Below are 26,795 nucleotides of genomic sequence, written 5' to 3' on the forward strand. Positions count from 1 at the left end.
CAATTCATTACAAACTTTAAACAAGTTCCTTAAAATATAAGTTTATGGCAAGAGCTCAATTGGATTCTTTGGATTACAAAATTCTTCATACACTGTCGTCAAACGGTCGTAAGCCTTACCTCGAGATTGCACGTGAGTGCGGTGTTTCAGGCGCTGCTATCCACCAGCGTATACAGAAGCTCACCGCGATGGGTGTGCTCAAAGGCTCGGAATGCCTTATCGACGCAGCATCTGTAGGCTACGATACATGCGCCTACATCGGCTTCTTCCTCAAAGATCCGTCGAAGTTTGACGAGGTTGTTGAGCGTCTCCGCGAAATACCCGAGGTAGTTGAGGTACACTTCACCACCGGACAGTACGATATGTTTATCAAACTCTATGCACGCAACAACGACCACCTGCTCCACCTCATCCACGAAGAGCTGCAGGCTCTCGGTCTGGCCCGCACAGAGTCGCTGATATCCTTCAAGGAGGTATTCAAACGTCAGCTTCCGATACATCAGCGCAACAAAGACTGATATCCGGCATCTCTCCCCTCCGTCAATTAGCGAACATTCACCTCTCCCCATACCTTATTAAATATAAGGTAGACGGTGCGTACGTCCTATACCCGGGAGTGCGCACCGTCTGCATAAATATACACCCAGTCTATATATATACAAAAATGCAAGACCTCAGACCACACCTCGACGGAATATTGCTTGACGCCATGTCGCTGGCTCGCCAGGCAGGGGCGGTGCATATGCGCTACTTCCGCGGAAATGAACTCGACATCACCGCCAAACTCAACGACGCCGACATCGTGACAGCAGCCGACAAAGCTGCCGAACGCCTCATAATCGACAGCATACGCCGGAAATATCCCGACCACTCCATACTATCGGAGGAATCGGGCGAGACCACACAGGCACCCGGATTCCGATGGGTAATCGACCCGCTCGACGGCACCACCAACTTCTCACAGGGTCTGCCTATATTCAGTGTGTCGATCGGTGTGGAGTACGAGGGACGCCCGGTGGTGGGTGTGGTCTACGACGCATATCTCGACGAGATGTTCCATGCCGTAGAAGGAGCCGGAGCATTTCTCAACGGCAATCCCATACATTGCACCGAAAAGAGCGCGCTTGACCACGCCGTGGTGTCCACCGGATTTCCGGTAGACAAGGGGGAGACACCCGACAACAATCTCGACAATGTGGCGCGCATAATGCCACGCGTGCGCGGACTGCGTCGGCTCGGTTCAGCGGCCATGGATATGTGCTATGTAGCAGCCGGATTTCTCGACGGCTACTGGGAGCTCAACCTCCACCGCTGGGATGTAAGCGCCGCAATGCTTATCGTAAACGAGGCCGGAGGCAGCTGCACGGAGTTTCGCACCGACCGCAACATAAGCCTCGTGGCCGGGTCGCCGGCAATCCACGACATGCTTCTGCCCCTGCTATCCACCAGCCCCGCACAATGAGCACGACAGCCAACAACATGGATGAGCTGATGATGCGCCGTGCCATCCAACTCGCGCGCCACGGACTCGGCACCACCTCGCCCAATCCGATGGTAGGAGCCGTGATAGCGCTCCCCGACGGCAGAATTATCGGCGAGGGATGGCACCGACGGTGTGGCGAAGGACATGCCGAGGTCAATGCCGTGGCCTCAGTAGCCGACCGCGCCATGCTGCGCGAAGCCACAATCTATGTGACCCTCGAGCCATGCTCTCACTACGGGCGCACTCCGCCATGCTCGCAACTGATAATCGACTGCGGCATACCGCGTGTGGTGGTCGGCACACTCGACCCGGCTCCCTGGGTGGCCGGACGCGGCGTAGCTATGCTCCGCGAGGCCGGACGGAAAGTGTCGGTAGGTCTGCTTGAAGAGGAGTGCAGGGCAGTGAACCCGGTGTTCATGACCTCCCACACCATCGGCCGACCATGGGTGACATTGAAGTGGGCACAGAGCGCCGACGGATTCATCGACCGCCAACGCCGCCCCGACGAGTCCCCGGCACGCTTCTCGACCACGCTCTCGACCATGCTTGTACACCGCCTCCGCTCGCTGCACGACGCCATACTTGTAGGGAGCGGCACGGTCATAGCCGACAATCCGTCGCTGACCACACGGGCATGGCCGGGACGCGACGCCATACCTGTCGTGGCCGACCGCCGCGGCCGACTGGACATGTCGTCGACACGTCTCGACCCCGACCGCCTGATAACCCTCGGAGATGCCACCCCGGCAGAGATGCTCGCATCCTTGCGCGAGAAAGGCATAACCTCAGTGCTCGTAGAGGGTGGCGCCGCCATACTGCAATCGTTTATCGACGCCGGACTCTACGACTTCGTGCGCGTGGAGACATCTCCGATGCTACTGAACACAGGAGTCCCGGCTCCTGCTCTCGGCCTTGTTCCAGCCGATAGCTTTGAAGTCGGGACTAACCGTATCGATTTATACGGACGTGTGCCTTGGTGGGCCTCAATCCGCTAAACCGAAAATTCCAAAATAGATTCAGTTGTAAGAGATTGTCTATTTGACCATCAGCTTCTTGCCTCCGGCCAGATAGATGCCTCGGAGGAGCGTTATGCTTACGAATGATTCAGCGCACACGCGCTCGGCGGCTACCTGACGGCCCACAATATCATACACAATCACGGTAGTGTCGCTACCGCCGTTGTTTACGACATTGATACATCCGGCTCCGGCCATTACCTCTATGCCATCGGCTGCTGCTATGCCGGATATGGCGGATGTCGACGACGATTGCTTCAGACTCTCGGGCAGTATGGCCTTGCCGATAAAGCCTTTCCAGTTTACCGCTTTCTCGCCGGCTTCCAGCCCTTTGGGTGCCGGTGTGCCTTTTGTGCGGCCTGTATAGTATACTACACCTTCCTTTGGGTCGTAGGCGATATTGTACATTGTGACTGTAGTGCCTGTGATAAGGTCAAATGAAGCACTCTCGTCGTAAGCGAGCGTATTAGCGTCCATCGCATGCATGAAGATAGGTGCGGGATTTACACCCCAGTTGTAGCCGTAAGCCCACACGTCGCCTGTGCCGGCAGGATTCTGTATCGCACCGAAGTAGCCGATGATTCCAGTCTTGGTGTTATATGCGCTTGTTGCCTGCGCGGCCACGAGACGGCCGTCGGTAGCCGATGCCTTGAAGATATACCCCTCGCGCTGCTTGTTCTTCGATTCTACGGCCACACCTGTCGACGGGTCGTAGAACTTGCCGTTGCCCATGCCTCCGAGCCAGATATTGTCGCCGGCCTTGGAGAGTGAGCTGTTCTGGATTACATTGGCATTGTATGTGGCGTCGCGCTCGCCGTTGTAGATTGACACCCAGTCGGCATTGAGGTCGGAGTCAAACTTGCCGAGCACGATATTGAACACATTGGCAAGGGGCGACAGAGTCACTCCCCCAAACTCGCAGCTCTCGCCCTCGACCCCCTTCATATAAGCATGCACATACAGAGCGCCGTCGGCCCACACCATTGACTGAATCGAACCCTTCTTCACAATGCCCTTGTTGGCGGCATTGCCCGCGAAGTATCCGTTGCTGTCGAGCTTCACAAGGAATAGGTCGCCGTTGTCGTACTGTGTGAAGTCGCCGTCGAAATTATCCATATTGTCGGGGGTGAGCACAGTCTCCGTGCCGTCGGCGTTGGGGAAATGCATAGGCATTACATAGCGTCCTCCCAGATATACATTGCCGTAATCATCACCCTCCACAGCAAGCAGATCGACCGATACTGTCACCTCCTTGTTGTTAACTACAGGATGCTCGATATCAATCAGACGCGACCACTGTATCGCTCCTTCATTGTCGACCTTAAGCACTATCAGCGCATTGTAGCGGTTCTCGCCACACTGCCAGTCAATGGTGTGGCTGTCCCCTTTTCCATCGACAAAATTGATAGGCTCCGACTCATAGCCCTGCGCATGACGCATACGCAGGGCAACTATGGCACCACCGTCGGCAGTTGCCACGACTCCGTTCTGGTTTGTCCATGTCTCTCCGCTGTTGCTGTAAAGAGTATAGAGCTTGTTTCCTGATTTGTCGAGTTTTACAAGACAGACATTGTGATTGGCCGAGGTAGTTGTCGACTTTGAACCCTCAAAGAGATTCTCGCCATTGTAGGTAATCTGCAGATTGCCGTCAGCAGTGCCAGCAGTCGAAAGCCAGTATACGCTGTTGTCGTCATACTCTATGACAAGCGGACACACACCGCTCGAAGTCGGGCCGTCAAGATAGTTGATCCACTGCGAATCGCCATCGGCGGCATAAGCACCCAGGGCACACACTGCCGCCATTGATGCAAGAAGAGTAAATTTCTTCATATTGAAATTAAGTTAAATATGATTGGTTGATTTTCCGCATGCAAAGTTAACGGCACGTTTATTCACAAAAAATACCATATTTTAGGCAAAAAAATGTCTGAATATACCGGCTAAATACTAAAATTTAGGTATTTCTCACGCTCGGCAGGGTCCGTAACTTTGCATTCACAAAGAATATATGCCCTGTATATGAAGCTATTCCTCAGCATAATACTTTTCATTATCGCATTTTCGACACCTGTACACGTATTTTCAGCCGACAGTTTCACTCTATCCGGCAATGTCCGCGATTCCGCCGACAACGAGCCTCTCACAGGAGCATCCATATCGGTAAATCCGGGCAACCACATATCGGCTACCGACATTGACGGACACTTCTCCCTGTCTCTGCCAAAGGGCACTTATACTCTGAAAATATCATATATAGGATATACCCCTCTGACGCGCCGGATTACCCTGAGCGGCGACATGTCAATCACATTGCACCCTAAACGGTCGGGCATAGCGCTCGGCGAAGTCACCGTCACAGCCTCGGAGTCGACAGGCATCACAAGCTCATCGCGTATCGGGCGCGACGCTATGGCCCATCTCCAGCCGACAAGTTTTACCGACCTTCTCGAACTGCTCCCGGGTGGCATGTCGAAAGACCCCGACATGAGTTCTGTCAATTCGATAGCCCTCCGGGAGACGGGAGTCAAGGGCGCGACAGGTGCCGACGTGACCAATCCGGATTATGCCGTGACATCGCTCGGCACACTGTTTATGATTGACGGCACACCGGTTAACGGCGATGCTAACCTACAGACGGTAGGCACGACATCCGACGCCACATCGCCCGACTATACCCGCAACACCACCAACCGCGGAGTCGACATGCGCACAATCTCTACCGACAATATTGAATCGGTCGAGATTGTGCGCGGCATTCCCTCGGCTGAATACGGCAATCTAACCTCCGGCCTGGTCAATATCAAACGTATCCGACGCTCGACTCCGCTCCATGCTCGCTTCAAGGCCGACGAATACAGCAAACTGTTCTATGTCGGCAAGGGGTTCGGCATACATGGCCACGAACATGTGGTAAATGCCGATATCGGCTGGCTCGACTCCAAGAGCGACCCGCGCAATTCACTTGAGAACTACCGGCGCCTGACTGCCTCGGCCCGACTGAGTATGCGCTGGGTACGTCCGGCCACGGTTACAGCATTCTCATTTGGAGGTGATTTCACCGGCTCATTCGACAATGCCAAGTCCGACCCCGACCTCTCATACCGGAAAGTCGACGAGTACCGTTCGGAGTATCGCCGCACCTCGGTCACATCCGATTTCTCGATGAGATTCACTCACGGCTCACTGCTGAAAGGGATTCTCATTAATGCCTCGGGAAGCTACCAGAACGACAGACTGACACGTCGCAAGCAGGTGGCCCCGCAACGTGCATCGGTAGCGCCTACATCCATGGCCGAAGGAGTGAACGACGGCAGCTATCTGCTCGGCGAATATATCGCCGACTATCTTAGCGACGGCCGGCCGGTAAATATATTTATCAAATCACGCGCAAACGGCTCGCTTCCCCTCGGCAGCATATCCAACGACTGGAAACTCGGCGTCGAATATACCTTCTCAAAAAATTACGGACGCGGCCAGGTATACGACCTCACCCGCCCGCTGTCGGCCTCCTGGACATCGCGTCCGAGAGCTTATCGTGACATACCTGCCCTACAGGTAGTATCGTCATTCATAGAGGAACAGGCTACAGTACCTGTCGGAGGAAACTGGGTAGAGATTCAGGCGGGCGCACGAACAATAAGCCTTGTAGGTCTTGACCGACGCTACACACTGAACGGGAAGGTATACATCGACCCGCGCGCCAACATCGTATGGAATTTCCCTGCCATACGTATAGGCGACCGCAAGCTGAGGCTCCTCGCCGCCGGAGGATGGGGGCTCACTACCAAGATGCCGACAGTAGATTACTTGTTCCCTCAGGCGGCATACAACGATTTCGTGCAACTCAACTATTACGATGTTGCCAAGCCGCGCGAACACAGCCGTGTGAGCCTGCGCACATATATCGATGATGCCACCAACTACTCGCTGCGCCCCGCACGCAATCATAAATGGGAAATACGCCTCGGAGCCAAACTCGAGGGGAACCGTATGTCGGTGACATATTTCAGGGAGAAGATGAACGACGGATTCCGCTATTCGTCATACTACGCGCCATACTCCTACCGCAAATACGATGCTACAGCCATCGACCCGGCGCAGCTCGACGCTCCACCGGCGCTTGAGTCACTCCCGTATGAGGATGTGACAGTGCTCGACGGATTCCGACGCGCCACCAACGGCACCCGTATCGACAAAGAGGGCATCGAGTTCCAGCTCAACACTATGCGCATACCGGTAATCGCTACGGCGCTCACCGTCACCGGAGCATGGTTTCGCTCTACTTATTCCAACTCGCAGATGCTGTACGCAACAGTCACCGATGTCGTAGGCCAGACTCCCGTAAGCGACATGTATATCGGCCTGTACGACTATCGCGACGGACGTGTCAACGAACAGTTCAACACCAACTTCATGCTCGACACTCAGATTCCAAAGCGCGGACTCATATTCACCACCTCGATACAATGCATGTGGTGGACCAAATCGACACGTCTGCGCCAGAACGGCACTCCCGTCAGCTATCTGTCGGCGGCTGACGGTCTGTTGCATCCATACACCTCCGCCGATGCGTCAGACCCTGCACGACAGTTCCTCATAAAGCATTACAACGAAGATACATACCGCACATTCCGTGTACCACTGGCAGTCTATGTCAACCTCAAGGCCACCAAAAGTATCGGGCGCTACCTCAATGTATCAATGTTTGTCAACAGGCTTTTCGACCACTTGCCGTCATACTATTCCAACGGTATACTGGTACGACGCTCCTCCGACCCGTATTTCGGCATGGAGCTAAACTTCACTATATGAAACATAATTGACCGATATGAAACATATATTACTTGCTTTACTGCCGCTGTTAGCGCTACTGTGCGGATGCGGAGATGACTCCCTGTCGGGTGCGGTTGACGTGGCCCGCGTTAACATACAGATTGAGCGCCCCTCCGACCTTGATGTCGATGCAGATGTGGCGCGCGGCAACCTATCGTTCCGGAATGTATCGTCGGGACTGACATCACAATGGCTCGAAGGCGACGATATCTCGGTAATGCCTGGCCTCTACGATATCGACTATCTGGCCGAGGTAAGACTACCCTCCGGCACGGTGACTCAACTGAAGGCTGCACGACGCTCGGTGGTCCTTCCGGCTTCGTCCACACCCGTAAATATAGTGATGCAGGCTTATAACAACCGCATCGCCGACGATCTGGTAATCGCCGAGGTATTCTTCTCGGGGACTCTGCAAAGCTCGGGCAACCAGTATTACGGCGACGACTATGTGAAACTGTACAACAACACCGACCATGTGTTGTATGCCGACGGAATAACCCTGTGGGAGTCTAAATTCACCACTGTCGACAAATACAACTATACTCCCGACATTCTTCCGGAAGCTGTCACCGTACAGGCCCTTTACACGGTGCCCGGCTCGGGCACCGACCATCCGGTTCTCCCGGGCGAATATTTCCTGCTCGCCGACACAGGCATCGACCACCGCACGATAAATCCCAATTCGTTTGACCTCTCGGATGCTGATTTTGAATGGTACGATGTATCGACCAAGCCCAACAATCTTGACATCGACTCACCGACCGTGCCAAATCTCGACAAATGGTACTGCTACACATTATCGTTCTTTGTGCTGCACAACCGCGGCTTCCGGGCCTACGGAATATCGCGCATACCTGTCGACTGTGATACATATCTGCGCGACTATCTGTATACCTACAATTACGACATTATAACCGAGGCGGGGGTGTTTCCGATGGAGACATCGGCATTCCGCATGCCCAACGGATGGGTTGTCGACGCCGTATGCTGCTCGGTGGCGTCAAGATACGCATGGAACGTGGTGGACGCCTCAATCGACAGCGGCTGGACGCATTGCGGCACTATCGACAAGGACAAGACACGCTATTTCCACTCGGTGCGCCGCAAAGTATTGTACATAGACGACAACGGCACACCTGTGCTGAAAGATACCAATGATTCGTCGGCTGATTTCAATCCCGACTGCATTGCTTCTGAAATCGAACTTCAGGGTACTGCGGCTGATGCCAACGGCACCCCCTGTACTACTCTTACATTCGACGGGATAACACCCGTCACTCCCGACGCCGAAGCCGCCTACCGCCAAGCCAACCACCGATGAACCGCTATCTTCTTATCCTGCCAATATTGGTGGCCACTCCCGCTCTATATGCCGCCGACGAGCCGGCCGACAGCATTGCCTCACCGGTAATATTGCACCGGCAACTGACTGTCGACGCACAGACCACAAGGTTTGTCAGCGCACCATATGCCTCTCCGGCGATGCGCCAGTTTCGACTTCCGTTTACCTACGGTACCGTAGGTGCGGGATGGCAAGGTGAATATATGTCCGAGGCCGTCAATCCACAGACCGGAAGCGGAGAGCAATATGGATTTTTCAGTGCCGATGCAGAGCTGAAGAGCGGAACATCCACGCTGTGGGGTACAGCCGGCTATACCAATGGTATAATACGGGATGTACGATACAACGAGACATCCGACATCAGCCTCATCTACCCTTACGTAACGGCAGATGAAGTGGGTGGTGACATGCGGGCTGAGCGATACAGTTTCTCCGGCGGATACTCCGACCACCACAGGCGTATGGCATGGGGAGTATCGCTGTCGTATGATGCCGGTCTGTATTACCGCAATATCGACCCACGCCCGCGCAATACCACCGGCACACTCGACATCGACGCAGGCGTGGCTTTACGCACATGGGCCGACTACTATATCGGCCTGTCGGGAGCATATCGAAAATACCGTCAGACCTGCGACCTTATGTTCATGAGCGAGACGGGCGAGGCCAAGGTGTATCATCTGACAGGCCTTGGAAACCATTACGCACGCTTCGCCGGCACAGGCTACAGCAATTATTACGACGGTGAGCGCTATCTCGCCCGGGTGACGCTGGTCAGAGCCTCGCGTACCGGCCTAAGTGTCGACGCCGAATTTTCCCGGTTCTTGTTCGACCATATCCTCAAAGACCTTAACCGTCTACCTATGGCCTCGGCCTGGCACAACGAGGCCCGGCTGCATGTCGCATGGCGTCACTCCGGAGAAAGCCACTCATGGGGGATAAAGACTGAGGGGGATTTATATCGCCGACATGGTTCAGAGAATATATTCGGCGATGCCGTAACGGGTACATACCCACAAATAGGCTCGCTTGAGATGTATGCCGACAACCTGCGGCAGATATCTGCCTCGATGTTCTACGAATTCACCGGCAAATCACTGACATGGAGCATTACCCCGGAGTGGGGATACACATCCCGGTCGGAAGTCTACGCCTCTCCGAGCGCAAGCCGCAGGACTGAATCCAACAATGTAGCCATCACGGCAGCAATAGCCTCTGTCAATGCCGACAGATGGTACTGGCGCATCGAAGCATCCGCCTTTGTATCCGACGGCCTGAACCTTGGCACACTCCGTACCGGCGCCATATCAATGTCATTGAGCCGGCGCCTTCGTGCCGACCATGCCATAGGGATATCTCTGGGCTATCGCCACAGCGACTACACCGAAGGCCCCACCGCCAATGGCGGAAACGCCTCCATACAATTTATCTTCTGACCTCAACGCAACAAACAATCATTTACCGTCTTGTAAATTTATGAACAAAAGAAAGATTCTACTGACAATCATGGCTATTGCCGCGTGCCTGTCGGCATCGGCATACACGGCTGTAAACGACACGGCAGTGCGTGTCGGCACACTCCCCAACGGACTCACGTATTATATCCGCCACAACACCGTGCCGGCAGGGTGCGCCGATTTCTTCCTCGCCAGAAACATGGGTTCTGTAGTCGAACGTGAAAATGAGCGCGGACTCGCCCACTTCCTCGAACACATGTGCTTCAATGGCACTGAACACTTCCCCGGCAACTCGCTGATATCATATCTCGAAACTCTCGGTGTAAAATTCGGAAAAAATCTCAATGCATATACATCGACCGACGAAACGGTATACAACATCTGCAAGGTACCCTCAGGCCGCATGTCGGCAGTGGATTCATGCCTGCTGATACTGCGCGACTGGAGCTGCGCGCTCACCCTGTCCGACAAGGATATCGACGACGAGCGCGGTGTCATAGTGAACGAATGGCGCCACCGCAACTCGTCGGCCAACCGCATGCTGGAGAAAGCCCTACCTACACTTTATCCGGGGTCAATCTACGGAGAGCGTATGCCAATAGGCAAGATGGAAGTCGTGGAAAACTTCAAGCCAAAAACCCTTAGGGATTTCTACCGAAGATGGCATCGTCCGGACAACGAAGCTATTATCATTGTCGGCGATATCAATCCCGATACAATCGAGGCCCGTATCGTAGCGCTATTCTCACAGATAAAGGCACCCAAAGGCGTCCGTAAAGCGGCTGCACCCACAGTGCCTGTAAGCGACAATCTTATAGTGTCGTGCCAGACCGACCCCGAACAGCCGGTACACATGGTACAGCTACATTTCCGCCACGATACACCCGATTACAACTCGGAATCCGACGAAATACGAGCCGCTCTCATCAGCGACCTGATGCTCAACATGCTTGTCAACCGCTTTGACGAACTTGAGTCGGAACCCGACTGCGCATTCCACCATATGGGTCTCGGCGACCGCAAGTATCTGATGTCGCGTCCGGCACGTTCGCTTATGATTCGCGGTCTGTGTCAAGCCGGACGCGAGGTAGAGAGCCTTACCGCATGGTACCGGGAGATGAAGCGTGCTTACGACTACGGCTTCCTCCCCTCCGAACTCGAACATGCCAAAGCCCAGCTGTCGGAAACCCTTGGAGCAGAACTGCGCAAAGCATCCCGCAAAAGCAACTCCGACTACGCGCGAGAGTACGTGCGTCACTACCTTGACGGCGGAGTGATTTCATCGGTCGAAAGCCGCGTGAACGCCAAGACAGAAATGATGCCCGAGATTACAGCCGATGATATCACCGCCGCACTGCGCTCGATAGTCAATCCGTCGGGACGCGGAGTGGTGATTCTGTCATATATGCCTGAAGAGGAGAACAATTTTGACGAGGATGATATGCGCGCGGCATTCCATTCGGTCAACGACCTGGCTCTGACTCCCTATGTCGACCGTGTGGTCGACGGCCCGATTCTCGAGTCGGAACCGCAACGAGGCGAAATCGCCCGAATTGACTCGCTGGGACGATTCGACGCCGTGCGCTATACTCTCTCCAACGGTATAAGAGTGCTGGCGCGGCGCTCACCGGTGACTCCCGGACAAGTACTCATCAGAGCTCTCAGCCCGGGCGGACTGTCGATGCAGTATGCCGACAGTATCGTTCCTTCGCTCAAGATGCTTGAAGAAGTAATACCCATATCGGCTTACGGGCGTTTTTCAGCCAATGACTTGAAGCGCCGCCTTACAGGAAAGGATTTGAAAGTATCGGTAGAAATCAAGGAAACGGAGGAGAAAGTCGAGGCATCGGCGACAACTGCCACGCTTGCCGACGCATTCCGTCTCATGTACCTGCGTATGACCGACATCCGTCCCGACCGCAAGGCTTATGAGTCTCTGGTGAAGACTCGCTCGGCACAGTTGCGCAACATGATGCGCAATGCCATACAGATAATGGGCGACTCCATACACCGCAATGTGTACAACCATCACCCGCTTGGTGCCAAGACCATAGCCGCCACTGTCGAGGCAGCCGACTACGACACTATGCTCGACCTGTATCGTGACCGTTTTGCCGATTGCAGCGACTTCACCTACTATGTGACCGGCGATTTCGCACCCGACTCTCTTGCCGACCTGCTTGAGCGCTACGTGGCCTCGCTGCCAGCCGCCGGACGCCTGGAACATCCGCGCGAGATGGGCTACCGTTATACTCCGGGCGACAAGGAAATACGATTTACAGCCGAGATGTCGACACCGCAGTCGGTTGTATATACATTCCGCCATGCCGCATTGCCTTATACGATGGAGAATATCGTGGCGGCACGGGCATTCGGCCAGATATACAAATCGCGCCTGCTCGCCGAATTGCGCGAGAAAAGAGGGTGGACCTACTCAATCAACTCCCACTGTTCGGTAGTGCCTGACATGAACGGAATCGACGGACCGACATTCCTCCTGCCTGTATATGTGAAGGTGCCCGATGGTAAAGAGAATGAAGCATCGAGCATCGTCGATGACATACTCGCCGGAATCGCCGCCGATGGAGTCACCGCCGAAGAACTCGGAAAAGTGCGCGAAAACGCACTGCGCGACAATGACGAGGCAGAGGCCGACAACTCCTACTGGCTTGCCGTACTTAAGGTGTTTGACAAGGACGGGGTGGACTACCCTGCCGAATATACCGGCGCATTCCGCGCCCTCACTCCCGAGGCAATACGCAAGTTCGCATCTGAAAGCATACTACCCTCGTCGCGTATGAAAATAATAATGAACCCTGCCACCCCCGCAGAGTCGTCAGCCAATTGAAATACCGGGTACTTTTCTATAAATCTCTACAAAGACAATGCCCTGCGAAGCCATTCGAGACTTCGCAGGGCATCTGCTATTTGTTCAAGTAATCTCTCTTATACGACAGGAAATGTCATTAAAGAGGGCCTACCGTTATCAGTTCTTGGGATTTACGTCGACAATCTCAACGTCAAATACGAGCATCTGGTTGGGACCGATGCCGGCGGCGGGCTGGCCGTTTACACCGTAACCGAGCTTGCCGGGGATATACAGAGTAGCCTTGCCACCCTTCTTGAGCATCTTCAGACCCTCTCCGAATCCGGGCACTACGCCACGGGCCATGAAGCGGGCGGGATTGCCCTTGCTTGAGTCAAACTCCTTGCCGTCGGTGAAACGTCCGGTGTAGTTTACAAGCAGCGGGGTATTGTCGGCGATAGCCTCGCCCTCACCCTCTTTCTCAATCTTATAGTAGAGACCTGTCTCGCTCTTCTTGATGGCAGGGTCGGTCTTCATAAGTTCGGCCATATACTCCTCGCCGGCCTTGATGTTGGCCTGTGATTCGGGAGAATTCTCCTTTTCGGCATTCTTGCGCTCCTGTGCAGTCTGCTCGGCACGCTGTGCGCAGCTCTGGAACTGCTGCTGCATTGCATCCATCTGAGGCAGAGAGTCGGCAAGAAGAGCCTTCTTAAACTCGGCCATCCACTGAGCGGCATCAACATTCATGCCGAGTTCCTTCATGGCATATGCGCGCTGCTGAGCCAGACGCACACCCATGCTCAGACCCTGAAGATAGCTCTGGTCGGCGGTATCGGCGAGAATGGCAGTCTGCACACCGCGCAGGAAAGCCTCCTTGTCGACCTTTACTCCGGAAGGAGCGGCCTGAAGCATCTGTGCGGCCTGTCCGCCGGCCACGTATCCCCATGCAGTAGTCAGAGAGTCATTGAGAGCCTGCTCCTCGGGGGAGAGTTTCGAGCTGCTGTTGCCGCCACAGGAAGTGGCTGTGCCCACAAGCATAGCTGCTGCTCCGAGGGCAAAAATCAGTTTCTTCATAATTGTATATGTTCTATAGTCAAATTAATTGTTTACCTTGATAAGTTCAACATCGAAAATCAGAGTGGCGTTCGGGCCGATTACATTGCCGGCGCCGTTGGGGCCGTAAGCAAGGTTGGAAGGTATAAAGAGACGCCACTTGGCACCCTCCTTCATCATCTGGAGAGCCTCTACCCAACCGGGGATTACCTGAGTTACACCGAATGTAGCGGGCTGGCCACGATCTACCGAGCTGTCAAACACAGTGCCGTCGATAAGTTTGCCGGTGTAGTGCACAGTCACACTGTCGGTAGCGGCAGGCATCTTGCCGGTGCCTTCCTCAATCACCTCATACTGAAGGCCTGAAGCGGTAGTTTTTACCTCGGCACGCTTGCCGTTCTCATCGAGGAATGTCTTTCCTGCGGCGGCGTTTACCTCGCCCATCTTTTCGGCGGCGGCGCGCTGCTCGGCTTCCATCTTTTCAAAGAATTCCTTTATTTCATTCTTAGCCTCATCGTAGGTCATTTTGGGAGCCGCGCCCTCAAACACTGCGGCAACACCATCGGCGAAATCCTTCACATTGATAGTCTTGATGCCCGAAGCCTGGAAATTATTGCCCATGCTCAGTCCGAGGGCATAGCTTATACGGTCTAATGAATTGTCCATGTTTTTATATATTAATTTTGGTTATTTAGAGCTTGTTTAATAATAATATATGGCCATCATTCTCCTCTTTCTTAAAGAATCAGAGCGGCCATATTCCCTACAAATTTAACCATAATATTTGAATTGTCAAATTCGGCCACTCCGAGCGCTGTAATATACAACAAATCAACTGCACAAATAGTTGACAGTCAGCCCGTGTAAGTTTACCGCAGGACTATGACGCATACTGTCTCGCCTTCTCTAAAATAAGTGATGTGTACATAACCTGCATCTGACTGCATGGTCATGCACACATCACTATTCGTTTACTCAACGGTTTGGCTATAGCCGTGGCTTCTCGGCGCGAAAAGTGGAGGCCGGCAGACCGGTGGCATTGACAAGGTTGGCGCGGGTGAACGGCTGCCACGCATAACGTATATAGCGTGGATTGGCCACCTCGTTGCTATAGACTTTCAGTCGCCCGTCAGCTGTCACTTCGGCAACCGCCGGATAATACAGCCCCTCTGTAGAGGCAAGCTCAAACGTGCGCAACGGCGCTCCGTCGGAGCTTTTCATGCCGTCGCCATACTCAAAATCGACATATACGGCATCGTCACGGAAATCGGCGCTGCGGAACAGGGGTCCGGAAGGAACAGTTGACGCCAACCCGTAAGTATCATGCAATGCCCAGCGGGCAAGCCTCTCTCCGATGGGCTGTTTATTAATCGGATGCACATCGAGCGAGTCGCCCCAGTCGCTTGATACCGCCATGCCTGTATGGTGTATCTTTTCCATCATTCTGCGCTGGCTGTCGCGGAACCATGGCCACGACGGACGGTCGATGCTCGATAACTGTACATAATAGAAAGGCATGCTGTCATTCGCCCAGGTCGTGCGCCAGCTGTCGACCAGCAAGGGGAACAGACGCTCGTGGGCCTCGCGGTTATGTGCATTTGACTCGCCCTGATACCATATCACGCCCTTTATAGGATAACGGTCAAGAGGACGTATGCCCGCCTCATAAAGATAGCATGGCTCGTAAGGGTGTCGCTGCCGCGATTTGTTTTCCGCCAAGCCGACATTAAGGGCGGCGCGCCCGCGCACCCAGTCCTGGATAAAATCGTTGTTGGTCCAGTCTTTCAGTATCTCGGGGAAGCCATACTCAAGTGAGTTGCGGCTTATCCAGGCCTCGGCGGGCGACCCTCCGATGGCGTTGCATATCAGCCCGACCGGTACATTCAGACTGTCGCGCAACATCTTGCCGAAATAATATGCTACGGCCGAGAAATCGGATGCATTGGCGGCAGTAGCCGGTTTCCACTCCGCGTTACGGTAATACTGTAGATGGTTGAGCGAATCGAGCACCGAGGCATCCCACTGCACAGGGTTGGTGCGCCAGCGCGCCTTCATGTCGTAGAGGCGCAACTGATTGTCGTCGCACTCGCTGTCAGCGCCCGAAGCATTGGCCGACTGGCGCAGTAGAAACTCCATATTCGACTGTCCGGAACATAGCCACACCTCACCCACCAACACATCGGAGTATCTCAGAGTGCGGGAGGGGGTGGATATGGTAAGCTCATATGGGCCTCCGGCTTTCATAGGTGGCAGAGTGACATGCCATTTACCATCGTGGGCCGCAGTCGTGCCGACCTTCACGCCATTGACAGCGACCGTTACTCTCTCTCCGGCATCGGCGATACCACGGACAAGCAACGGCTCATCACGCTGCAACACCATGTTGTCGGTATAAACGGGCGACATGGCCAGGCCGCCGTAATCGCCGGTTATAGCGGAATAGACAGTTTTTGCTATAATGCCTGCGCCCTCGGCATCGGGGTGCACAGCGTCGGGAAAGAGCTGGGGATAAGGATACAGCGGAGCATGAAAATCAATCAGCTCCACTCCGGCACAACCGGCTACCGTCTCAATCGCCGACTGTATCTCGCCATGCCAGTCGCGAGTACCGGAAAGGAAACGCGGATGACGGTCGGCAATCGGAGTCATGCGTGCGATAATCACCCGCGCCTTGGGATTTACCCGGCGAAGTGTATCAATCAGACTAAGGTAATCTCCAACGAAGAAATCACGGTAATTGGGCCAGTTGCGTGGGTCTGTGTCATTTACACCAAGATGTATCACCACAATATCGCCTGCAAAATCCAGCGCATCGGCATATTCCTGCTGACGGATATAAGGACGGTGTCCCTTGTTGAGAAGTGTAGCACCCGGCTTGCCGAAATTGCCTACGATATAACGGTCGCCGAGCATTTCCTGCAACCTCACCGGATACGCCTCTGTGTCACGGTCGGCCAGTCCGGTACCGTAGGTAATACTGTTGCCTACGCATGCCACCTTTATTTTATCTTTAGCAAAGGAGAGCTGACAACAGAGCAGACAGAGCAGCAACGATAATATTCTTGAGCCTGCCATCCTGCAATTATTTTTCGTCAACATAGGGCTTCACAATTCCTACCCATTTCTTGTATCCTTTACCAAGAAGATGAAGGCCGTCATTGGTATATTCGATATTCATCTTGCCTGTAGCATTGTCAACGAAATGGGAGTAAAGGTCAATATATTTAACACCCCGGTCAGCGGCAAGGCGCACAAGTCCGTTGTTTATCTCCGGAATAACCTGCCAGCGCGAGGTATGTCCGTTAAACATGTTATAGTGGTCCGACACCGGGAGTACACTCTGAAGATACAGTTTCGTATCGGGCGAGGTTTTCTGTATTTTATCTACAATCAAGCCGATACGCTCAACGATGGTGTCGGCCGAGGCGCCACGGTCTAAATCATTGATGCCGATGAGAAGGAATATCTTTGCGGGCGACCCTTTAAGTATCGCATCAAGGCGGTCGTACACTCCCATGCATACATCGCCGCTTATACCGCGGTTCTTGACATGAGGATTGTCAAAAAGCTCGGCCCATTCCCCACCGTTAGTAATGCTGTTTCCCAAGAATATTATGTCGGAAGATGTGACCGGAAGTTCCTCAAAAAGAGTGGCACGCTGGTAATAGAATGTTGAATATTTACGCTCCTGTGCGTGAATAGATGAAGCAAGGGCCAGGATGGCCATTAAAAAAATGAGTTTTTTCTTCATGGTTTATTTCTGTAGCTTATTATCAAATGCAAAGATATTAAAACTATTTTTAATCCGGCACTCCGTTATAAAAAAAGACAGATGGCCTAAGGCATTTACCGTAGGCCATCTGTCTTTTTTATTATTCCGTAGTATCAGCCGCGTTTACGCTTTCCGAAAGTAAAGTTGATGCCGAACTGTACGTTGAAGTTTACGTTGCCCACGGGAATGTATTGCTCAGTGACCTTGAAGAACTGGTAGTCGCTGCCGAGGAACAGGTTGAATCCGGCGGGATGGAAGTTGATTACCCATCCCAGCGAGCTGCCAAACGACGAAAGAGCATAGTTAGCCGAGAGGTCAAACCATCCGCAAGGGATGATATTGGCGGAAATTCGGCCCTCAGTCCAGGAATACATGCCGTCGATACGCTGTGTAAGGAGCAGGCCGCCGACGAGTCCCTTCCATACGGGAGCTGTATAAGCAGCACCCACACTTATGGTAGTGCCGAGGCCTGTAGTACGCTTTGCGCCGGTCTCAGTGCGGTGGAAGTTGAGGCAGTCCTCCATATCGTCGCCGAGTTTCTCAAACTGATTGCCAAGTTTGTTTTCCTCGTAATTGGGGTCGGAAGAATCTACAGCTATATTCTGGAATCCGTCGAATGTCCATGTAGTGGAGGGAGTCTGACCCTTTACCACATTGTTCCAGCTCATCATACCGAGGTCGAGCACTGCGGCGCTCAGCTCGAGGTTGGGAAGAAGCTGGTATGTGGCGCCAAGGTCCAGCCCGAGACCGAATCCCGACAGACCGAAGTTGTCGTAGTCGATATCACCCCATTCCACCATAGTGGCGTCAGGCGAATTGGCCGACTCCTTGCCGAGCTCATACTTTGTAGGCACACGCAATCCTTTGCCGGCAGCCATTGCCATCTCGCCCTGAGCCTTTATCTGCCATAACTGGTCGCTTAAGGTAATGTCCATGTTGCTGATGCGGGCGTTGACATTGGCTCCGCCGAGCAGCACCTTCACCTTGGCTCCGACACGAAGCTCCTTGGTAATAGAGCGGCTATGACCTAAAGCAATCTCACCTATCACGTTGGCATTCAAGCCAAGATCCTTGAAGTTGTAGTGGGTCGACGGGCCGGTCATGCCTTGCTTCATAAATGCAAGCATATCCTTTGGTATCACCAGCGACGCGCTTTCGCGCACACTTATGCCCACTGTGTTGTAGCCGCCGAATCCACGGAATCCGAACGACAGCAGATTGATGCTTGACGACTCGGTAAAATGGTTGCGGTCCTTGAGTTTGCCGAGGAATTCGTCGGCACCGACAGTGGGGCTCATGAATGTGGTAAGCCGGCCACCGCCGATGGGATATAGGAATGTACTTAATCCGATATTGCTGTTGAGGCCGATGTTGAGGCCGCCGAGAGCGGGTATGGCAACATAGCCCCGCTCAGGTGCAAGCGCAGGGTTGAGCTCGTGGCGGAAATTGTAGCCCGGAAGGAAGTAGGCTGAGCGGAGTGCCTCCTGTGCGGTGGCGGTCAATGCAGTCATAGCCACTACAGCGACTGCCATTGCCTTATATATAGTATGCTTCATTGCAAGTTGGTGATTAAAGGTTAGTCGTTGAGGTCTACGATTATGCCGCCGGCGATAGTCACACTCAACCGTGTGATGGTAAGAGCCTGCGATTCATTGAGCGGCTGGCCGGTAATAGGACTGTCGGCTGCGAATGTATACTCGATGCCGTCGAGTCCGGCGAGATTTTCCACATCGCTTACGATTTCTACGGTAAATGAGCTCTGGCTGGGAGAGGACAATGTACCGGCTGCGATATTTCCGGTGACATTCACGCGGATGTCGCGCGAGCGGTAGCCATTGGGATCATCCTTGAAGATGGCCCGCACCGAAGGAGTCATCGAGAGGGGAATTGTATTTGTGGTCTCTGCGGATATTATCACACGCTTGAAGTTGTAGTCCCCGAGATCTTCATCCCAACCTTCTTCCTTATCGGAATATGTGAAAGTAAGCGACGGACCGAAAGCAAGCGGGGCAATAACTTCGTTGGCTGTAGTGAACGTATAATCGCGGCCGAGGATGAATTCAACAGGCTGCTGCACTACAGCGACGTTGCAGTCGGCAACCTCGATATAGTCGGGAATAGTGGAAATCAGAGAGGTAAGGTCGGAAGCGGTCACATTGCCGGTTATGTCGCCTCGATTGCCGCGGCCGGTGCGTGATATACATATTACATTATGTCCGGGAACCACACGGATACCGCTGACATTCACACTGGCGAGCACACCATTCTCGTTTGATACAGAGCGCAGTGTGACATTTACATCGGCCGATACAGCCGAAGAGTTGTCGACGGTAAGATATATCTGCGGGTTGTCGATATCAAGATTGGACGAGCCGTCGTTGAGGAAATCAGGAATGTCGTTGATGGCAAACGAAGAGTTGTCGATAGTGACAACGGGATTTACCACACCCTCCACACTCTTTATCACAGCCGAGCTGAGAGAGAACGAGGTGTTAATATTAAACGAGACATCTCCTGCCGGCACTGAAAGACCGGCAACCTCAAGCTCACCGGTAGTAGTGACTTTTCCGTCGAAAATGAAATCATGGTTTACGAGACCCTGTCCGGATGGGAGTCGGCTGCAATCCATGCCTGTAATACGGATTACCAGGTCAAGATTGCTGACAATAACATCGGAGTTGAATACCAGATTGCTCCCTTCGAAAGCACAGTCGGCATTGGCCGATACTACCTCAAGCGAGAGCGACGGATCGAAAGCCACACGGAAGCCGCGCTTGATAGTGGCGTCTATCCGGCTGTTGTTCATTCCGACCCACATATTGAACACGCCTCTGATATCAGTGCCGATACGCTTAAGGCTTACGAGGTCGTTGTTTACCCCTGATTCGCTCATATGCACGGTATTCTCGATTGCATCGATTTTCTGCACGAGCCCCGAGGGAGTAGCGTCGCCACCGATAAGGATACCGAATGTAGGCAGAGTGACACCCGACGGAACTGTAAAATTGACAGGCACCGACTGAGTGGCTCCTACTGCCGACAGATTGGATATCACTACCTCGTCGACCGAGAATGTAGTGCTGCTGCCGGTGCCGCTCTGAACAAGAACATAGTCGCCCGCCGACAGGCCGTAAAGAGCTCCGTCAGGACGTATCGAACTGCTCCCGTCGTCCGGAAGGTTCATGATTTTCTTCATACTGTATGGAGCAACACTACTCGGTGGAAGTGTGAGATTTCCGCCAAATTCCATTGTCATATCGATATCCTGGGAAAGATCGTAGTCATGGTCTACGCATCCCTGCACCCCAAATATCGCGCCAATAGCCAAAAGGCTATAGATACCTCTGTGATAATGCATGTTTAATGGTTTATATTTATTAAATATCTGAAAAATCAGTTGCAAAGTTAATATATTCCGTCCAAATCACATAAAGTCATCTAAAATTTATTCTCATGAATATCATTATTAATACATTTATGTAAATTATAGTTAAAACAGCGTATATCAATCTCCTCTACTTACGATTATCCCACATTTTATATGTTATCTAAAATTTTAACTATCAAATCGCACAAATATGCAATAGTTTTCATAACTTTGCGTCACACACTCATTCTCTCCCCTCAATAATTATAATATGAACATATTACGACAATTATTTATAGTGAATGTTGGATATATATTGTCGATAATGACAATATTTTTTTCAGGAATATTTTCAGCAAATGCCGCAGAAGTAACCGTAGGAGGAGCACGCACCGAAATTTATACCCCTTTGCTATCGGGAAAAAAAGTAGCGCTTCTGTCCAACCATACAGGAATCCTCCCCGACGGACGCCACACGCTCGACGCCATGCTCGGAGCGGGTGTGAAAGTGACGCGTCTGCTGTCGCCTGAACATGGATTCAGGGGCACAGCCGATGCAGGCGAACATGTCGCGGCAGGCACTGATGCACCCACCGGACTTCCGGTAGTGTCGCTCTACACCGGCGGAAGCACCGGCCTCACCCAGGGCGCTCTTGACGGAATCGATGCCGTAGCAATCGATTTGCAGGATGTCGGAGTGAGGTTTTATACCTATCATATTACAATGATAAAGGTGATGGAGGGAGCCGCCAGGGCCGGCATTCCGGTAATTGTACTCGACCGCCCCAACCCGCTTGGATGGATTGTCGACGGACCGGTGCTCGACATGAAGCTACGCTCAGGAGTGGGCCGCCTGCCGATACCGGTGGTGCACGGGATGACCATGGGCGAACTGGCACTCGCGGCAAATGGCGAAGGGTGGCTCGACGGCAATCTAAAATGCGACCTCACCGTAGTGCCCTGCCTGAACTACACACATGCCACACGCTATGACCTGCCGGTAGCCCCATCACCCAATCTGCGCTCGACAAAAGCCATCGGCCTGTATCCGTCGCTATGCCTTATGGAGGGTACGACAGCAAGCGTAGGGCGCGGCACCGACTCCCCGTTCACTCTCTACGGACACCCCGACATGAAGCCGCGAGGATTTTCTTTCATCCCCCGCAGCATGCCCGGAGCCAAGCAGCCGCCACACCTGGGAAAAATATGTCAGGGTGTAGACCTGAGCGGCATATCCGACACCGACGCTCTCAACACAGGGTTTGACCCCGCGTATGTCATTGACGCTTACTCCAACATGCAGCGTGGCTCTGACAAATTTTTCAGCAGATTTTTCGACAAACTCGCCGGCAACGCATCAATACGAAGGTTGATTATGCTCGGCACTCCTGCCGACAAAATCAGAAATTCATGGGCCGATGAAGTAAACCGGTTCAAACAGCTTCGCAATAAATATCTACTCTATCCGGAAAAATAAACCACCTTGAATATACCATGTCACGCGACCTTTTCTCACGCTACATATGGCTGATTGACACGCTAAAGCGTTACGGGGCTCTCACGCGCGAGCAAATCAATCAGTTATGGATACGCTCGTCATTCTCCAATGGCGAACCGATGCCAAGGCGCACGTTCTATGCTTACCGCAATGCTATCGAAGAACTGTTTAAAGTCAACATCGAGTGTAATCCGTCTACTTTCGAATATTTTATCGCCCACAACGACCAGCACCATGAGAGTGTGATGAACTGGCTGCTCAACTCGGCGTCGATAGGCAACCTCCTCAATGATGCCCGCGACATCGGCGACAAGATATTTCTTGAGAATGTGCCCTCGGCCAGGCAACACCTGTCGATTGCCGTAGACTCCCTGAAGGAACGCCGGCAGATAAAATTCGCCTACCACCCCTATTCACGCATAAATCCCACTCCCGACATAGTCGTAGAGCCTTACTTCCTGAAGATATTCCGTCAAAGATGGTATATGACCGGACGCAACGTTAAGGAAAACACGATAAAGACATATGCACTCGACCGCATGTCGGAGGTGACTCTGCTGACGACCCCATATGAGATTCCCGACGACTTCAACGCCGAGGCATACTTCCGCGACAGCTATGGAATAATATTCGACGAGGGCGACGTCAAGCGTGTGGCTCTGCGCACCGACGCACGCCAGGCGAAATACTTCCGCTCGGTACCGCTCCACCATTCCCAGCAGGAGGTGATACACGACAGCTACTCAATATTCTATTTCAAATTAAAACTCACCCCCGACTTCGTGCAGGAGATACTGTCATACGGCCCGAAAGTTACCGTGCTGTCCCCGCCCGAACTGCGTGCCATAATGGTCGATTCGCTCAAAAAAACGCTCGACACATATGCCGACACGTCGCTGTTTCCCGAGCCGTGACGCGCCTACATCAGAGTATGCCATAAGAATATCTCTGTCTTTATTTCAAATGTGCTTTTTCACGCTCTTGTAATGACACACCGATTTTATCGGAACTTTTCATTATATTTGCATCTCTGACCAGTCAGTATATATCACGCCTAAACACATATGACAAAAGAAGAACGCCACTCACTAATTATCGACACACTTATCAAACACGAGTCGATCATGGTATCCGACCTGTCGTCGCTACTGGCAGTGTCGGCCGTGACAATCCGGAAAGACCTAACAGAGCTTGAAAAGGAGAACAAACTTTACCGTAGCCATGGAAAAGCGATTCTAATCAATCCTTATATCAACAACCGTTCGGTCAACGAAAAGGAAAAACTATACCGTGAGGAAAAGAAGCTCATCGGAAAGGCTGCCGCATCACTCATCACAAAGGACGATTCGGTAATTATCGCATCGGGCACCACAGTGCTCGCAATGGCGCGCTCCATACGTCCTATCCACAAACTGACCGTGATATCGGCCTCACTCCAGGTGTCGGAAATCCTCGGAAGCAACGAAGCCATAGAGATAGTACAGCTCGGCGGCTCGCTGCGCCACAGCTCGCTGTCGACAGTCGGAAAATATGCGGAAGCTCCTCTGGCCGATTTCTCATGCAGCAAACTGTTTCTCGGCGTCGACGGTATCGACCTTGAATTCGGCATCACAACTACCGACATCCGCGAGGCCGACCTCAACAAAGCAATGATGCGCTCGGCTCAAAAAACAATCGTACTGGCCGACTCCTCCAAATTCCGCCGTCGCGGATTCAGCAAAATCGCCAACATGGACGAGATTGACCTCATCATCACCGATTCGCGCATCTCCGACAAGCTGGCCCAACGCATCGAAAGCCTCGGCATAGAGCTTACAATCGTGCCCGACGAGAATCACGACATACGAGCGCTCGCAATGGCCAGCACCGACAATCTGGCCGTAGGCGAAGCCTGACGCACGGCCGACGCACAGGCCAGCACAGTGGCTCCGGTCGTCACCACATCATCAACTATAAGCAGATGCAGCCCGTCGATATCGCCGGGCCGCACTGTTTTATATAGCGACTGGGCGTTCTGCCATCGGCCGAACCCTCCGCGGCGGGTCTGCGAGGAGTGGCCATGTACAGCCACAAGATTGTCGAGCACGGGGAGACCGGTGGCATCATGCACCCCGCGTGCCACCCACTCGGCCTGATTGAACCCGCGGCGCAGTCTTTTCAGAAAATGCATCGGCACCGGCAATATGCCGTCGATTCCGTCGAAGAATCCATCACGTTGAAGTCCTGCGGCATACCTGCGGGCAAGCCACCGCATTATAGCCGGGCGCCCATGATACTTGGCATGCTGCACCAGCCGCGCATATGGAGCCCCGCGGTCATAGTGGCAGTAGGCCACGGCCCGCTCAATCGGCACAGAGCCGACAAGCCTCTCCTCAAGGGGATTGGGCGACACGAGATGCATAAGCGTCAGAGGCAGTGCACCACGGCAATGCAGACACATCACCTCCTCGCCGGCAATAAGCGTGCGCCCGCATACAGCGCATACCCTCGGAAACACCAGGTCGGCCACATAGGCCCCGACCCTGTTAATCAGCCCCGTCATACCCTTCAGCCTCTTCGGCAATCTGCGAGGCGGCCTCCCGCACCGCGCGGGCAGCCAACGACGGTTCATATCCTGCGCTTACAAGCGACCTCAGCACCTTGGTGCCCTCTTCATAACCGGCGTCTGTTCCGCCCAGACGCAACAGACGCGCACATGCGGCATGAAGAAGTCCGGCATAATATCTGTCAGGGTCAATCTCCTCGGCCACTGCCTCGCCGGCAATATCCGAAGGGATACGCTTCGCCGCAAGCCCCATCAGAATCTTACGCCGCCCCCAGTGACTGAAAAGCCATTTGTCGCGCACATAGGCATGGGCATAACGCTCGTCGTCGATATACCTGCGCTCCTGCAGACTCGAGATTATCATGTCGGTATCCTCACGGCCTATACGCCACGCATAGAGCTTGCGGCGCACCTCTTCGGTACATCTCTCTGATTTTGCACACAATGCTTCCAGGCGTTCCAGAGCCTTCTCGGGCGATATAGTAGTCTTCTTGCTTATCATACAGGATATATAAGGGTCACGGCGTTTCTTTTTCAGAAATAAAAAGTCAGCAAAGCCTCTGCGCGGTAAAAAACATTCCGGCGTCACTCCTTACGGGCCGAGGCAAATCGTGTGAGCCCGGCAAAATCACGATAAAGGGCCACATCGGTCAGGCCGGCTTCACGCATACACCTGGCCACCTCTTGGGCGCCGGCAGGGTCAAGCTCAACATAAAGCATACCTCCCGGAAGCAACGCCGCGGAGGCATACGCCGCTATCGGGCGATAGAACTTCATCGGGTCGTCGTCGGGCACAAACAGAGCTATACCCGGCTCGTGGTCGAGTACGTTGCGGTCCATCCCCTTGGCATCGCTCTGAGGTATATATGGGGGATTGCTCACTATTATGTCATACTCCGGAGCGGCAGGAGCCTTCATGTCAAGCAAATCGGCATGAATGAAGTCGACTCTGACATGCTGCCCCGCAGCATTCTCACGCGCCACGGCAAGCGCCGCCTCCGAGATATCAACCGCATCGACCACGGCAAATGGGAGTACGCGTGCAAGCGTCACGGCTATGCAGCCGGAGCCTGTACAGAGATCCATCACACGCAAATCGCGCCGCTCGCCAAAGCGGTCGACAATCATATCTACAAGCTGCGCGGTCTCCGGGCGCGGAATAAGCACATCGGGCGTCACCTTCAGTCGGGCCCCATACCATTGGGTATGGCCGTATATATACTGTATCGGCTCTCCGTCGAGCAGGCGCGACGCGATACGGTCAATACGGGTAAGACTCTCCGGCATCACCTCTTCGTCGCGACGCAACACGACATCGACCGGCGAGAGCCTAAGCGACTCCTCAAGTATGATTCTCGTCATAGCGTCAGCCTCTCCGGTGCCATAGCGTGGAGCAAGAGCATGCCGGAGTGCGTCGCCAAGCACTCCTACAGTAGCCGTAGCCGGTAAAATCCGCTTTTCCATATTGATATATTTCTGATGCCAGGTTTACAAAGATAACAAATTACCTGCGTTTCCGTGCACACGGTCTGCATCTATTTTCCTTAGAGCTTGTTTAATAATAAATGTTACCGTCAGGGCGGTCAATCGCCGAGCAGTTTTTCGCTTGTGATGAGGGAGTTA

Annotated in this window: 20 protein-coding genes; 10 read left to right on the forward strand and 10 right to left on the reverse strand. The window is 53.4% G+C overall.

Annotated features, from left to right (window positions below; all coding sequences use genetic code 11):
• Positions 1-44: 44 nt before the first annotated feature.
• The 3 genes from K2I50_RS04895 (at position 45) to ribD (ending at position 2,478) form a co-directional block, all read left to right on the forward strand.
• Complete coding sequence (locus K2I50_RS04895) at positions 45-518, forward strand: Lrp/AsnC family transcriptional regulator (RefSeq protein ID WP_068961401.1); 474 nt, start codon at positions 45-47, stop codon at positions 516-518.
• Positions 519-664: 146 nt separating this feature from the next.
• Positions 665-1,462, forward strand: a complete 798-nt coding sequence (locus tag K2I50_RS04900) for an inositol monophosphatase family protein (protein WP_301025101.1) — start codon at positions 665-667, stop codon at positions 1,460-1,462.
• A complete protein-coding gene (gene ribD / locus K2I50_RS04905) occupies positions 1,459-2,478 on the forward strand; it encodes a bifunctional diaminohydroxyphosphoribosylaminopyrimidine deaminase/5-amino-6-(5-phosphoribosylamino)uracil reductase RibD (RefSeq protein WP_301025102.1) in 1,020 nt (339 codons plus the stop codon). The genes K2I50_RS04900 and ribD overlap by 4 nt, the downstream gene beginning before the upstream one ends.
• A 39-nt stretch (positions 2,479-2,517) precedes the next feature.
• Here ribD and K2I50_RS04910 read toward each other — a convergent pair whose 3' ends face one another.
• Positions 2,518-4,329: a hypothetical protein gene (locus K2I50_RS04910; RefSeq protein ID WP_301025103.1), complete on the reverse strand. Its 1,812-nt coding sequence runs from the start codon at positions 4,327-4,329 to the stop codon at positions 2,518-2,520.
• 189 nt (positions 4,330-4,518) lie between these two features.
• On the opposite strand from K2I50_RS04910, the gene K2I50_RS04915 reads away from it, so the two are divergent.
• Genes K2I50_RS04915 through K2I50_RS04930 form a run of 4 tightly spaced genes read left to right on the forward strand, consistent with a single transcriptional unit; the run spans position 4,519 to position 12,979 of the window.
• Entirely contained in the window at positions 4,519-7,311 is a 2,793-nt protein-coding gene (locus K2I50_RS04915; protein WP_301025104.1) for a carboxypeptidase-like regulatory domain-containing protein, read from the forward strand.
• Between the two features lie 16 nt (positions 7,312-7,327).
• Positions 7,328-8,653 carry a DUF4876 domain-containing protein gene (locus K2I50_RS04920; protein ID WP_301025105.1) on the forward strand — a complete coding sequence of 442 codons (1,326 nt, stop codon included), beginning with the start codon at positions 7,328-7,330 and terminating at the stop codon, positions 8,651-8,653.
• The gene (locus K2I50_RS04925; RefSeq protein ID WP_301025106.1) at positions 8,650-10,110 is read left to right on the forward strand and encodes a DUF6850 family outer membrane beta-barrel protein; all 1,461 of its coding nucleotides are present in this window, start codon (positions 8,650-8,652) and stop codon (positions 10,108-10,110) included. The genes K2I50_RS04920 and K2I50_RS04925 overlap by 4 nt, the downstream gene beginning before the upstream one ends.
• Positions 10,111-10,150: 40 nt before the next feature.
• On the forward strand, positions 10,151-12,979 hold the full coding sequence (locus K2I50_RS04930) for a M16 family metallopeptidase (RefSeq protein WP_301025107.1): 2,829 nt from the start codon (positions 10,151-10,153) through the stop codon (positions 12,977-12,979).
• Positions 12,980-13,117: 138 nt separating this feature from the next.
• On the opposite strand, the gene K2I50_RS04935 is transcribed toward K2I50_RS04930, so the two are convergent.
• The 6 genes from K2I50_RS04935 to K2I50_RS04960 form a co-directional block, all read right to left on the reverse strand.
• Positions 13,118-14,011: an FKBP-type peptidyl-prolyl cis-trans isomerase gene (locus K2I50_RS04935; protein ID WP_301025108.1), complete on the reverse strand. Its 894-nt coding sequence runs from the start codon at positions 14,009-14,011 to the stop codon at positions 13,118-13,120.
• A 24-nt stretch (positions 14,012-14,035) separates the two neighbouring features.
• A complete protein-coding gene (locus K2I50_RS04940) occupies positions 14,036-14,656 on the reverse strand; it encodes an FKBP-type peptidyl-prolyl cis-trans isomerase (protein ID WP_301025109.1) in 621 nt (206 codons plus the stop codon).
• 321 nt (positions 14,657-14,977) lie between these two features.
• Positions 14,978-17,065 (reverse strand): GDSL-type esterase/lipase family protein, encoded by a 2,088-nt coding sequence (locus K2I50_RS04945; protein ID WP_301025110.1) that lies wholly within the window; start codon positions 17,063-17,065, stop codon positions 14,978-14,980.
• 7 nt (positions 17,066-17,072) lie between these two features.
• Positions 17,073-17,741, reverse strand: a complete 669-nt coding sequence (locus tag K2I50_RS04950; RefSeq protein ID WP_301025111.1) for an SGNH/GDSL hydrolase family protein — start codon at positions 17,739-17,741, stop codon at positions 17,073-17,075.
• A gap of 134 nt (positions 17,742-17,875) precedes the next feature.
• Positions 17,876-19,318, reverse strand: a complete 1,443-nt coding sequence (locus K2I50_RS04955; protein ID WP_301025112.1) for a DUF5723 family protein — start codon at positions 19,316-19,318, stop codon at positions 17,876-17,878.
• Between the two features lie 20 nt (positions 19,319-19,338).
• A complete protein-coding gene (locus tag K2I50_RS04960; protein WP_301025113.1) occupies positions 19,339-21,120 on the reverse strand; it encodes a hypothetical protein in 1,782 nt (593 codons plus the stop codon).
• Between the two features lie 334 nt (positions 21,121-21,454).
• On the opposite strand from K2I50_RS04960, the gene K2I50_RS04965 reads away from it, so the two are divergent.
• From K2I50_RS04965 to K2I50_RS04975, 3 genes are all read left to right on the forward strand, one after another.
• On the forward strand, positions 21,455-22,606 hold the full coding sequence (locus tag K2I50_RS04965; RefSeq protein WP_301025114.1) for an exo-beta-N-acetylmuramidase NamZ family protein: 1,152 nt from the start codon (positions 21,455-21,457) through the stop codon (positions 22,604-22,606).
• A 17-nt stretch (positions 22,607-22,623) separates the two neighbouring features.
• Positions 22,624-23,541 (forward strand): helix-turn-helix transcriptional regulator, encoded by a 918-nt coding sequence (locus K2I50_RS04970; RefSeq protein WP_301025115.1) that lies wholly within the window; start codon positions 22,624-22,626, stop codon positions 23,539-23,541.
• Positions 23,542-23,691: 150 nt separating this feature from the next.
• Entirely contained in the window at positions 23,692-24,522 is an 831-nt protein-coding gene (locus tag K2I50_RS04975) for a DeoR/GlpR family DNA-binding transcription regulator (protein WP_301025116.1), read from the forward strand.
• Here the strand turns inward: K2I50_RS04975 and K2I50_RS04980 are convergent.
• The 3 genes from K2I50_RS04980 to prmC all read right to left on the reverse strand — a co-directional run bounded on the left by K2I50_RS04980 (position 24,462) and on the right by prmC (position 26,636).
• Positions 24,462-25,169 carry a ComF family protein gene (locus K2I50_RS04980; protein WP_301025117.1) on the reverse strand — a complete coding sequence of 236 codons (708 nt, stop codon included), beginning with the start codon at positions 25,167-25,169 and terminating at the stop codon, positions 24,462-24,464. The genes K2I50_RS04975 and K2I50_RS04980 overlap by 61 nt on opposite strands.
• Complete coding sequence (locus K2I50_RS04985; RefSeq protein WP_301025118.1) at positions 25,153-25,674, reverse strand: regulatory protein RecX; 522 nt, start codon at positions 25,672-25,674, stop codon at positions 25,153-25,155. The genes K2I50_RS04980 and K2I50_RS04985 overlap by 17 nt, the downstream gene beginning before the upstream one ends.
• Positions 25,675-25,757: 83 nt before the next feature.
• Positions 25,758-26,636: a peptide chain release factor N(5)-glutamine methyltransferase gene (gene prmC, locus K2I50_RS04990; protein ID WP_301025119.1), complete on the reverse strand. Its 879-nt coding sequence runs from the start codon at positions 26,634-26,636 to the stop codon at positions 25,758-25,760.
• Positions 26,637-26,795 lie beyond the last annotated feature (159 nt).

The organism is Muribaculum sp. (assembly GCF_029051885.1).
In the GTDB taxonomy this organism is placed as follows: Bacteria; Bacteroidota; Bacteroidia; order Bacteroidales; family Muribaculaceae; genus Muribaculum.